The sequence below is a fragment of the Streptomyces laculatispora genome (assembly GCF_017353455.1).
GTDB lineage: Bacteria > Actinomycetota > Actinomycetes > Streptomycetales > Streptomycetaceae > Streptomyces > Streptomyces laculatispora.
Map to the genome: position 1 here is coordinate 1 of NZ_JAFMPZ010000301.1, position 11,390 is coordinate 11,390.

At 71.1% G+C, this 11,390-nt stretch carries 10 protein-coding genes; 5 read left to right on the plus strand and 5 right to left on the minus strand.

The window, feature by feature from the left end; genetic code table 11:
* Positions 1-202 precede the first annotated feature (202 nt).
* Positions 203-937 carry a TerD family protein gene (locus J1C73_RS16595; RefSeq protein WP_207317070.1) on the plus strand — a complete coding sequence of 245 codons (735 nt, stop codon included), beginning with the start codon at positions 203-205 and terminating at the stop codon, positions 935-937.
* A 75-nt stretch (positions 938-1,012) separates the two neighbouring features.
* Here J1C73_RS16595 and J1C73_RS16600 read toward each other — a convergent pair whose 3' ends face one another.
* Complete coding sequence (locus J1C73_RS16600) at positions 1,013-1,885, minus strand: TerD family protein (RefSeq protein ID WP_207317071.1); 873 nt, start codon at positions 1,883-1,885, stop codon at positions 1,013-1,015.
* A 221-nt stretch (positions 1,886-2,106) separates the two neighbouring features.
* On the opposite strand from J1C73_RS16600, the gene J1C73_RS16605 reads away from it, so the two are divergent.
* The 4 genes from J1C73_RS16605 to J1C73_RS16620 all read left to right on the plus strand — a co-directional run bounded on the left by J1C73_RS16605 (position 2,107) and on the right by J1C73_RS16620 (position 7,820).
* The gene (locus J1C73_RS16605; protein WP_123470646.1) at positions 2,107-3,270 is read left to right on the plus strand and encodes an HpcH/HpaI aldolase/citrate lyase family protein; all 1,164 of its coding nucleotides are present in this window, start codon (positions 2,107-2,109) and stop codon (positions 3,268-3,270) included.
* Positions 3,271-3,425: 155 nt separating this feature from the next.
* Entirely contained in the window at positions 3,426-6,179 is a 2,754-nt protein-coding gene (locus J1C73_RS16610; RefSeq protein ID WP_307797710.1) for a phosphoribosyltransferase, read from the plus strand.
* Positions 6,176-7,015, plus strand: coding sequence for an HAD family hydrolase (locus J1C73_RS16615; protein WP_207317072.1), 840 nt, complete (start codon positions 6,176-6,178; stop codon positions 7,013-7,015). The genes J1C73_RS16610 and J1C73_RS16615 overlap by 4 nt, the downstream gene beginning before the upstream one ends.
* A gap of 145 nt (positions 7,016-7,160) precedes the next feature.
* Positions 7,161-7,820, plus strand: a complete 660-nt coding sequence (locus J1C73_RS16620; protein WP_207317073.1) for an O-methyltransferase — start codon at positions 7,161-7,163, stop codon at positions 7,818-7,820.
* 10 nt (positions 7,821-7,830) lie between these two features.
* Here J1C73_RS16620 and J1C73_RS16625 read toward each other — a convergent pair whose 3' ends face one another.
* The 4 genes from J1C73_RS16625 to J1C73_RS16640 form a co-directional block, all read right to left on the minus strand.
* Positions 7,831-8,046, minus strand: a complete 216-nt coding sequence (locus J1C73_RS16625; protein ID WP_207317074.1) for an FmdB family zinc ribbon protein — start codon at positions 8,044-8,046, stop codon at positions 7,831-7,833.
* Positions 8,047-8,228: 182 nt separating this feature from the next.
* Complete coding sequence (locus J1C73_RS16630; protein WP_207317075.1) at positions 8,229-8,825, minus strand: DUF4383 domain-containing protein; 597 nt, start codon at positions 8,823-8,825, stop codon at positions 8,229-8,231.
* 193 nt (positions 8,826-9,018) lie between these two features.
* A complete protein-coding gene (locus J1C73_RS16635; protein WP_207317076.1) occupies positions 9,019-10,395 on the minus strand; it encodes a hypothetical protein in 1,377 nt (458 codons plus the stop codon).
* Between the two features lie 71 nt (positions 10,396-10,466).
* Positions 10,467-11,243: a DUF4097 family beta strand repeat-containing protein gene (locus tag J1C73_RS16640; protein WP_307797711.1), complete on the minus strand. Its 777-nt coding sequence runs from the start codon at positions 11,241-11,243 to the stop codon at positions 10,467-10,469.
* Positions 11,244-11,390 lie beyond the last annotated feature (147 nt).

Consider the following 11,390-nt stretch of genomic DNA (forward strand, 5'->3'; position numbering starts at 1 on the left):
TTCCACGTCTGAAGTCTCCGCCGGGGTGTGACCCGGTAGGGAATGAGGAACGCTCTCTGCGGGGCGGCTCGTACGGTGAAGGTCCTCGGGGAACACCCGGACCCGGCCCGGAGCCGCCCCGCAGCGGTGCGTGCGTCGTGTGTGCCTCATGCGACGGGTGCGGAGCCGATATCTGCGGGGCCGATATGTATGGGGGTTGGGGATGGCGTTCTGGGACAGCCTGTGGCCGGGGCGGGAAGCACAGTTCGAGTCGGGCAGCGCGGCCACCAACTCCATCGTGCTCTCCAAGCGGCACGCCACGGTCTCGCTTACCAAACAGGGCGCGCTCACCGGCAACCTCCGGGTCAACCTCTCCTGGCGGATGCGCACCTCCGACATCGAGGGCCGGTCACAGCAGAGCGGCCGGCTGCTGCGGCCGTTCAAGCTCTTCAAGCCCGATGTGGTCCAGGCGCACACCCAGGGCGTGGTCAACGTCGACCTGGACCTGGGCTGCATGTACGAGCTGGCGGACGGCACCAAGGGCGTGGTGCAGCCGCTGGGCAACCTGATCGGCGATCTGAACGGGCCGCCGTACATCAGGCTCAGCGGGGACGACCGCTTCGGTGCGCCGTCCGGAGAGACCGTCTACGTCAACCTCGATCAGCGCGACCAGATCAAGCGGCTGCTGTTCTTCGTCTACATCTACGACCAGACACCGGCCTTCGACCGTACGCACGCCAAGGTGACGCTCTACCCGGGCAACGGGCCGCGCATCGAGATCGAGCTGGACGAACGGGCCCCGCAGGCACGCTCGTGCGCCGTGTTCACGGTGGAGAACGTCAAGGGCGAACTGATCGTGCGGCGCGAGGTGAAGTTCGTGTACGGCTTCCAGTCGGAGCTGGACCGGCTGTACGGCTACGGGATGCAGTGGGGACGCGGCTACAAGTCCCGGGCGTAGGCGGTGCCGGGCGTGGCGCGGGCCCCGTACGGCTCTCGGGCCGGCAGAGCCGGTGCGGTGGGCCGGTGCGGCGGGTCAGGGGCGTATGAACTGGGGCCCCTGCGGCGGCAGGACGAAATTCGGGTCCGGCGCGTACGCGGCCGCCGCCGCGGGCTGCGGATAGCCGTACGCGGGCTGCGCGGAGGCCGGCTGGGGGTAGCCGTACGCAGGCTGCGCGGAGGCCGGCTGGGGGTAGCCGTAGGCAGGCTGCGGCGCCGGTGCGGGCGGGGCCGCGGTGGGCTGCGGATAGCCGTACGCGGGCTGCTGGTGCTGCACCGTGAGCTGCGAGTCCGGCCCGGGGGTCGGTGCGGGCGGGAACGCCGGCGCGGGCGGCATCGGCGTCGCGGCGGGCTCTGCCGCGGCCTCCGCCTCGTCGACCGAGATGCCGAACGCGGTCGCGAGCCCGACGAGACCGGTCGGGTAGCCCTGCCCCACGGCCCGGAACTTCCAGCCATCGCCGCGCCGGTACAGCTCACCGCAGATGATCGCGGTTTCCTCGCCGGTCTCCGGCCGGATGTCGAACACGGCGAGCGGTTCCCCGCCCGTCGCCGCCGCGTCGAAGAGCATGACGCACAGGTCGCGCACTTGTTCGAAGGCGGCTCCGTCGGAGGATGCCGCGATGACCACCTGGTCGACCGAGGGGTCGAGCGCGTTCAGGTCGGCCTCGATGGTGTCCGTCAGCCCCTCGGCGAGGCTCCGCTTCGGCAGCCGCCGTACCAGGCCGGAGGGGTGACGGGGCTGGTTGTAGAAGACGAAGTCCTCGTCCGAGCGCACGCGGCCGCCGGAGCCGAGCAGCAGGGCCGAGGCGTCCACATCGGGGACCCCGGCGCCCGGGGTCCAGCGCAGCACGGCCCGTACGGCCATGGCGTCGAGTGGGACGTTCGAGCCTTTCACCATCGCGTGCGTCATGGCGGTCATCCTGCCTGCTGGCTGCCCCTGCGGACAACGTGGGGGTCGCGAGCCGTGTGTCGGAGAAATACCGGAAGTGCCGCGTCCGCACCCTTCGCAACCGTCGCTAAATGGACGAGTTACCCGGAATTCACGCGGTCAGGGAACTGTCGACACCCGTCCGTACGTACTATTACCGGCCACACGTTGTCCGATCGGTCAGCTAGCACGGGGGGATCCAGATGCGTCATTTCGGGCATATTGCGCCCAGTGTCAGGGGTGACCTGTTCTTCCAGCAGCCGTGCACCTTCGACGCCGGGGCGCCGGCCCGGGTGCTCTCGGCCGCATTGGGAGCCACCCTCTACAGCCCCGCCACCCGGCCGAGACTTGCCGACGACGTCATCAAGCAGGCCGCCCGGGGCGTCGTCTCCATGGTGCTGTGCCTGGAGGATTCGATCGATGACTCCGAGGTGGCCGGCGCCGAGGAGAATCTGGTCGGACAGTTCACCGAACTCGATGCGCGCGGCGGCGAACTGCCGCTGCTCTTCATCCGGGTCCGTGAACCGCACCAGATCACGGATCTGGTGCGCCGGCTCGGCGATTCCGCCCGGTTGTTGTCCGGTTTTGTACTTCCGAAGTTCACGCAAGAGCGCGGCGTGCCGTTCATGGAGGCGCTCACCAAGGCCGAGAGCGACGGCGGCCGGCGGCTCTTCGCCATGCCCGTACTCGAATCGCCCGAGCTGCTCCATCTGGAGACCCGGCGGGAGGTCCTCCAGAAGATCGCCACCACCGTCGGCGCGTACCGGGACCGGATCCTCGCGCTGCGGCTCGGCGTCACCGACTTCTGCTCGGCGTACGGACTGCGCAGGGCGCCCGACATGACGGCGTACGACGTCCGGATCGTCGGCGACGTCATCGCCGACGTGGTCAATGTGCTGGGCAGGGCGGACGGCACGGGCTTCACGATCACCGGACCGGTGTGGGAGTACTTCCGACTCCAGGAACGCATGTTCAAGCCGCAGCTGCGCCGCAGCCCCTTCCTGGAGGGCCGGGCCGAAGAGCTGCGCACCGCGCTGATCGAGCACGACCTCGACGGTCTGCTGCGGGAGATAGAGCTGGACCGGGCCAACGGCCTGCTCGGCAAGACCTGTATCCACCCCTCGCACGTCGCGCCCGTGCACGCACTGTCGGTGGTCAGTCACGAGGAGTTCAGCGACGCCCAGGACATCTTGCGGCCGGAGAGCGGAGGCGGCGGCGTGCTGCGCTCCGCGTACACGAACAAGATGAACGAAGTGAAGCCGCACCGGGCCTGGGCCGAGCGCACCCTGCAGCGGGCCGAGGTCTTCGGAGTGGCGAGGGAAGACGTCGGCTTCGTGGAGCTGCTGGCCGCGAGCCTCGCGGAATGAGCCTGTTCGGGTGAGGGTGGTCCGGTGACGCCGTTCCGGTCAGAGTGTTCTGGTGACGGGGTTCCGGCGCCGGTGTCCGGACGGGCGTGACCCCGAGTACGGCCCCGAGTGCGACCCGATGAGCGGGCGCACAGCTGAGGAAAGAGACGGCGAACGTGGTGTGGTCGGGTAGCTGGGTCGCGGAGCGGCTGGGCGTCGAGCTCGTGGGCGACGGCGAGCTGCGGGAGCTGCTGGGCCTCGCCCTGCGGCGCAACCCCAAGCGGGCGCATCTGCTCGTGTCCCATGTGCTCGGCAAGCATGTGCCGCAGTACCCCTCGGTGGTCTATGGCGCCGGGTTTGAGCTCGGCCGCCGGGTGCGGGAGCTGCTCGGGGAGGCCGGGACGCGGCGTGCGGTCGTGCTCGGCTACGCGGAGACGGCCACCGGCCTCGGCCACGCGGTCGCCGACGGGCTCGGCACCGCGCGGTATCTCCACTCGACGCGGCGCCCCGTGGCGGGCGTGGCGAGGGCGGGCGGCTTCGAGGAGTCGCACTCGCACGCCACCTCGCACCTGCTGCTGCCGGAGGACCCGGAACTGCTGGCGGGGGACGTCGGCGACGCGGCCGGCGCGGGGGAGACCGGCGGCGCGGGCGAGGCGCACGCGTCCGACGCGGTACTCGTGCTGGTCGATGACGAGTTCTCCACCGGCAACACGGTCCTCAACACCATCCGCGCCCTGCACGAGCGCTACCCCCGGAACCGCTACGTGATCGTGGCCCTGGTCGACATGCGCTCGCCGGCCGACCGCGGTCGACTGGCCGAGTTCGCGGCGGAGATCGGCGCCCGCGTCGACCTGGTGGCGAGGAACTCGGGCATGGTCCGCCTCCCGGACGGCGTCCTGGAGAAGGGGCAGGCGCTGGTCACCGCGGAGGAGGCGGCGCAGGAGGCCGCTCGGGATGCGGCTCGGGAGTGTGCTCCCGAGGTGGCGCGGGAAGCGGCTCAGGAGCCGGAGGGGCGCGCGGGGGCGGCGATATCGCAGCCGCGATCCGGCGCCGCCCGTTCCCGCCCCCACTCACGCCCCTGCACCCGGGTGGACCTGCGGTGGCCCGCCGGTGTACCCGACGGCGGCAGGCACGGCTTCACCCCCGCGCACCGCGCCCGGCTGGAAGCGGCCCTCCCCGCCATGGCGGACCGCATCGCCGCGGCGCTGGACGACGGAGCGCAGAGCGACGGAGCGCAGGGCGACAGGGCGCTGGACGACAGGGCGCGCCGCGTGCTGATCCTCGGCTTCGAGGAGCTGATGTACGCACCCCTGCGCCTGGGCACCGCCCTGGAGGACCGCATCGGCGCCGAGGTCCGCTACTCCACCACGACCCGCTCCCCGGTCCTCGCGGTCGACGACCCGGGCTACGCGATACGCACCCGGCTGGTCTTCCCGGCCCACGACGACCCGGCGGACGGCCCGGGCGACCGGTTCGCGTACAACGTCGCGGGCGCGGGCTTCGACGCGGTCGTGGCCGTCGTCGACTCCACCGCGGACACACCCGAGCTGCACGCCCCCGGCGGACTGCTGGCGCGGCTCGCCCCGCACACCGCCCAGGTGCTGCTCGCGGTCGTGCCCTCGTACATACCGCCCGAGGCGATACCGTCGGCGGCCGTCCCGTCCGCGGTCTCCGCGCAGTCCGCTCTCGCCGGCCCGTCCGCTCTCCCTGACCCGTCCGCAGTCCTCCCCGTACCGACGTACGCACCCGAACGCCAGGAAGAACCCCGCATGCTGCCCGAGCCCCTCCGCGGCCCCGCCTTCTCCTCCTACGCGCCGGACGAGGTCGGCTGGCTGCTCCAGGACCTCTCGGACACCGAGCTGGAGGCGCCCACCGAGGAGCGCGAGGAGGCGATACAGAGCGGCGGCGCGCACTACGCCGAGTCGCTGCCCGTCGAGTACCAGCCGTCCGACCAGTACCAGGACCTGTTCAAGGCGGCACTGGACCAGTCGGCCGCCCGCATCGCCCGCGCCGTCGGCACCGTCACCGAGACCGTCCTCGCCGAGCGCGGCCCCCGTCCCGTGCTGGTCTCGCTGGCCCGCGCCGGTACCCCCGTCGGCGTACTGATGCGCCGCTGGGCCCGCCACCGGCACGGCGTGGACCTGCCGCACTACGCCGTCTCGATCGTGCGCGGCCGTGGCATCGACGCCAACGCCCTGCGCTGGCTGGCCGCCCACCACAACCCGGCCGACGTCGTCTTCGTCGACGGCTGGACGGGGAAGGGCGCCATCACCCGCGAACTGGCCGCCGCCATCGCGGAGTTCGAGGAGACCGACAGGACGGAGGGCTTCAACCCGGAGATCGCGGTCCTGGCCGATCCCGGCGGCTGCGTTCGTACGTACGGCACCCGCGAGGACTTCCTGATCCCCTCGGCCTGCCTCAACTCCACGGTGTCCGGGCTGATTTCGCGTACCGTCCTGCGCTCCGACCTGGTCGGGCCGGAGGACTTCCACGGCGCGAAGTTCTACCGCGAGCTCGCCGGATCGGATGTCTCCGGCCACTTCCTCGACACCGTCGCCGACCGGTTCGGCGAGGTCGCGGGCGCGGTCGACGCCGACGTCAAGGAGCTGCTCACCGCCGACCGCGCACCCACCTGGGAGGGCTGGGCAGCGGTGGAACGGATCAGCGAGGAGTACGGCATCCACGACGTGAACCTGGTCAAGCCGGGCGTCGGCGAGACGACCCGGGTCCTGCTGCGCCGGGTCCCGTGGAAGATCCTCGCCAAGCGCGGCGCCGGCGCGGACCTGGAACACATCAGGCTGCTGGCGCAGCAGCGCGGCGTACCGGTCGAGGAGGTCGGCGAACTCCCGTACACCTGCGTCGGGTTGATCCACCCCAAGTACACGCGCGGGGCGACCGGTGCGGACGGCAAGGCGGTGGAGTCCAAGTGACGTCCCACGTGACCTCCCCGGTGACGCTGGTCGCCAGCGACCTCGACCGCACCCTCATCTACTCGGCGGCCGCCCTCCAGCTCCCGATGCCGGACGCGGAGGCCCCCCGGCTGCTCTGCGTCGAGGTGTACGACAACAAGCCGCTCTCGTACGTCACGGAGACGGCCGCCGCACTGCTCGTCGAACTGGCCCGCTCCACGGTCTTCGTGCCGGCCACCACCCGTACCCGCGAGCAGTACCACCGCATCCACCTCCCGGGACCCGCGGCCCGGTTCGCGATCTGCGCCAACGGCGGACACATCCTGGTGGACGGCGAGTCCGACCCGGACTGGCAGCGGACGGTGACCCGCAGGCTGGCCGACGAGTGTGCCTCGCTCGCCGAGGTCCGCGCCCACCTCATATCCGCCGCCGACCCCGCCTGGCTGCTCAAGGAGCGGGTCGCCGAGGATCTCTTCGCCTACCTCGTCGTCGACCGGGCACTGCTGCCCCCGGACTGGAGGCAGGAACTGGCCGAGTGGGCGGAGCCGCGCGGCTGGACCGTCTCGCTCCAGGGCCGCAAGATCTACGCCGTACCGCGGCCGCTCACCAAGAGTGCGGCGATGCGCGAGGTGGCCCGTCGCACGGGCGCCACGCTCACGCTCGCCGCCGGTGACTCCCTCCTGGACGCCGACCTGCTGCTCGCCGCCGACCACGGCTGGCGCCCCGGCCACGGCGAACTCGCCGACGCGCGGTGGAGCGCCCCGCACGTGGTGGCGACCGCCGAGCGGGGCGTGGCCGCGGGCGAGGAGATCCTGCGGAGCCTCCTCCGGACGTCGGGCCTGCGCCAGGCCGCCTGATACGCGGGGGCGGCGCACCGAGTGGCCGCGCCGCCCGCCACACCGCGGAATTCGCTCGAACCGGCGGCGGCGCGGTGTCCGGCGACTACAGTCACCGCGTTCTCGCCTGCCGGGGGGAGCACGCGGCCGACCAGGGAGTTGTGCGATGACCAAGGGAAACGAAACCAAGATCACGGACGAGCTGTACGCGTACATGCTGGCGCACAATCCGCCGCTGGACGCGGTGCAGCGCGAACTCGTCGAGACCACGTACGCCCGTCTCCCCGACCACGCGGGCATGCAGTCGGCCGAGGAACAGGGCCCGCTGCTGGCCTTCCTCGTCCGGCTGACCGGGGCCCGTCACATCGTGGAGGTCGGCACCTTCACCGGCTTCTCCGCCCTGTCGATGGCCCAGGCCCTGCCCGCCGACGGACGGCTGATCGCCTGCGACGTCTCGGAGGAGTGGACGGCATACGGCCGTGAGGCATGGGAGAAGGCAGGCGTCGCCGACAGGATCGACCTGCGGATCGCCCCCGCCCTCGACACCCTGCGGGCGATGCCCGCCGAACCGCACATCGACTTCGCCTACCTCGACGCGGACAAGGGCAACTACATCCCGTACTGGGAGGAACTGGTGCCCCGGATGCGTCAGGGCGGCGTCATCGCCACGGACAACGTGCTCTTCCATGGCGGCGTCACGGACCCGCACGCCACCGGCGGAGCGGCGGCCATCAAGGAGTTCAACGACCACGTGTCCGCCGACCCGCGGATGGACAGCGTGCTGCTTACGGTGTCGGACGGCCTGACTCTGTCGCGCAAGCGATAGCGGTAAGTAGTCAGCCGCAGCAGCCCCCGCCGCAGCAGCCGCCACCGCCACCGCCTGACGGTGTCGGCGCGGAACCGGCCGCGCCGCCCACGGCGACGGCGGACAGAAGCTTCACGGTGTCCTCGTGCCCGGCGGGGCAGGAGGCGGGGGCCGAGGACTCGGCCATCGGGCGGCTGAGTTCGAACGTGTCTCCGCAGGAGCGGCAGCGGTACTCGTAACGAGGCATGCCCCCAGGTTATCCGCCGAGACCGGATCCCAGGCCGAAGCAGAAGCAGAAGCAGAAGGAGAACGAGAAGCAGAGGCAGACGCAGCGACAGAGACATCGGCACTGCAACGGTAGCGACAACGGCAGCGACGACTTTCCACGCGGGGTTCAGGCCCGCGCGCCGCGACGGGAAGGCCCTACCTTCACCGCCCGGAGGAGGGCGGGACGACAACGGGCATCTCATCGAGCTGCCTGCGCCGCCCGAGGCGTTCCTCGTGCGCGGCTTCCTCGGGATGGCGGGTCCGCCAGTATGGGTTGTCGTGGGGGAGCCCGCCGCTGACGCGCCCGTACATTCCGAACATCATCAGCAGCAGTCCGACGACAAAGCTGAACAGCACGTTCTGGATCTGGAAGGCGAGGAAGTTCATCCCGGTGTCCAGCAGCGCGAGGTTCACGAAGCCGCTGAGGATGAACACGATGCCGATGACCATGTTGAGGGTCGAGGCGAAGTTGCCGCCGATCACCATGCCGATGAACAGCAGCAGCCCGACGCAGATCGACAGGACGCTGAGCGCGCCGTTGGTGCTGAGGCCCGCGACGGTGGCACCGCCGGTGTCGAAGAAGCCGATCTTGTCGATCAGCCCGAGAACGCCGAAGGCGAGCAGCACCAGACCCATCAGCCCCGCCCCCACCTGGTAGACGCGGCTCAGCCGGTGGTCGACGGGCAGATGCTCATCGAGTCGAGTGGGCCTGCGGTGAGCTGCGGGCCGTCGGGCAGGACGCAGTACGTGGGTCGCCATGGCGGGGGCCCTCCTTCGGGTACTACCAACCAGGATCGCTCCGCGACGGATGCGGCGCACGTCGGCACCCACCGGCTGGCACCGCACGGAGGCCTGGCGCAGCCCCCGGCCGGGGCCTGGCGAAAGGCGGCCCCGGCGAAGGACAGACCAGCGAGGGACGGACCAGCGAGGGACGGGCCGGGGGCGGGTCGGCTCAGGTGCCGGCCCCACGCTCCTCGCGGATCTCGGAGACCACGCGAGCGGCGGTCTGCCGTACGCCCTCCGTCACGGTCAGGAAGTGCCAGTAGTCGGGATGGCGCCCTTCCAGACCGGTGACGGCCTGGTCGAGCCGGGCCACCGCGTCGTCCAGCGGACGGGCATGGCGCGGCTCGGGGGTGTTGCGCCCGGCCATGGCCAGCCGCTGGGCGTCCCGGATCGCGAACCGGGTCCGCTGGATCTCCTGCTGCGGGTCCTTGGCCACCTCGTTCAGCCGGTGCAGCCGGTCACCGGCTGCGGACACCGCCTCGTCCGTGGCGTTGAGCAGGGCTCGTACCGTACTCAGCCGGGAGGTCGCATCGGCCCAGCGCTGCTCGCTGCGCGCCTTCGCGGCCTCCTTCAGCTTCTCCTCGGCCTGGCGGACATTGACCGCAGCCTGCTCCGGAACGGGCTGGAGGTCCTGCCAGCAGGCGGCCGAGAACCGCCGCCGCAGCTCGCTGAGCACGGGCTCGACGGAGGCGGACCGGGTCGTCAGGGCCTGGGCGCGCGTACGCAGCGTCACCAGCCGGCGATCGATCTCGGCGGCCCGCTCGGGCAACTGAGCAGCCTCGGCCCGTACGGCCTCGGCATCGCGCAACACCTGATCGGCACGCTGGAGGGTCTCGGCCACGCCGTGCCGGCCGGCGCCCTGGTTGAGCTTGGTCAGCTCGGGGGCGAGGGCGGCGAGCCGCGCGGCGAGATCATCCGCTCGCAATCCGGACTCCCGCACCGCGTCGAGAGCATTGCTCGCGGACAGGAGCGCCTGCCGTGCCCGCTCCACCGCCGGCGCGAGCCGCGCGAGCTGGGTCTCGGCGCTGCCGAGCAGCGGCCCGAGACCGGCCGCGAACCGGTCCAGCTCGCCCTTGACCCGTACGAGATCGTCCTTGGCGGAGGACAGCTGGGTCCTGGCCTGCGCAGCGATCGACGGTTCGAGATCGTCGCGATCCAGATCGTGCGCGTCGACGGCGGTGATGTAGGCACTACTGGCCTCGTCGATGCGCCGCCCCAGCGCGGCGAAGTCGTCGACGGCCTTGCGCGCGGCCGGCGAACTGTCCACCGCGGTGATCGTCTCGATCGAGATCTGCAGATCTCGCTGGGCCGTGTCCAGCTCGTAGAACGCCTCGGCGGCAGCATCCTTCGCGGCCTGCGCCTCGGCCCGCTGCCCCTCCCCGCGCCCGCCGAACCAGCGCCGCGTGCCGCCACCGGCGAAGGCGGCCGACAGCGCGCCCGTAAGCAGCGGAACCGGCAGCAGCATCAACGCGAGGACATCACGGACGTCTCTGACGGCGGAACTCGCACCCGCTCTCGCCTGCGGCTTCGCGTGTGTCGCCGTCACATCCCTCTCCCGTGCCGATTCACCCTGCCCGGTACATTCTCCCACCAGGTAAGGACGAACACACGGGCCGGTTAGTTCGCGCTTCGCACCGTGACTTCGCCGTTGTTGCTCCGGGCCTTCACCACATGGCGGCTGTCGTCGCTGCGCGGCACCTCCACCGAGATGTTCCCGTTGTCGGCCCTGGCGCTCACCGCGTACGAGGTGCTGCCGCCCGGAAGCTCGATGGTGACCTTGCCGTTGTCACTGACGGTGTCCACCAATGTCGGCACAGCGGTGAACCCCAGCCGCACCGCACCGTTGTCCGAGCCAGCCTTCACGGACGAGCCGGAGATCCCCTCGGCGACGATGCCGCCGTTGGCGCTGTCCAGCTTCAGCGGCCCGCTGGAATCGCGCACGGTCACCTTGCCGTTGTCGGAGCGCAGGTCGAGCGGGGTGTCGAACCCCGACGCCACGATCTTCCCGTTGTCCCCGCGCACGGTGACCGACACCCCGCGCGGCACCTTCACCTGATGCCTGGAGGCACAGTCACTGACCAGGGCCTTGCACTTCACCTTCAGCGTCAGCGTGCCGTCCTGCATCTCCCATTGCGGATCGGGCCCGCTCCCGAGCACCACCCACCCATCGACCTGCCGGGCCACCTCTACCTTCTTCACATCGGCCGGCACGAGCTCCAGCGTCGTGTTGGCCGCATCGATGGTCAGCGTCTTCCCACTGAACGCGAACGACTTGTGATCGACCGGTGCGTCGTCGGCGTCCGTACCGCCGCAGCCGGAGAGAACAAGGGCGGCAATCACCGCTCCGCCGGATGCGATGAGTGTGCGGGTGCCGGTGCGGGTGCGGAGTGCCACGGTGATCGTTCCCCCAGGTCGTGCGACGGTCGGTTTCGCCGCTCTGCGTTCCCGATTACGGTATGTGCGCGCCGACACCCGGGGGAATCGGGACGGCTACCGTATGCGAGGTGGGGATATCCCCCGCCTCGCATACGGAAGCCGTCC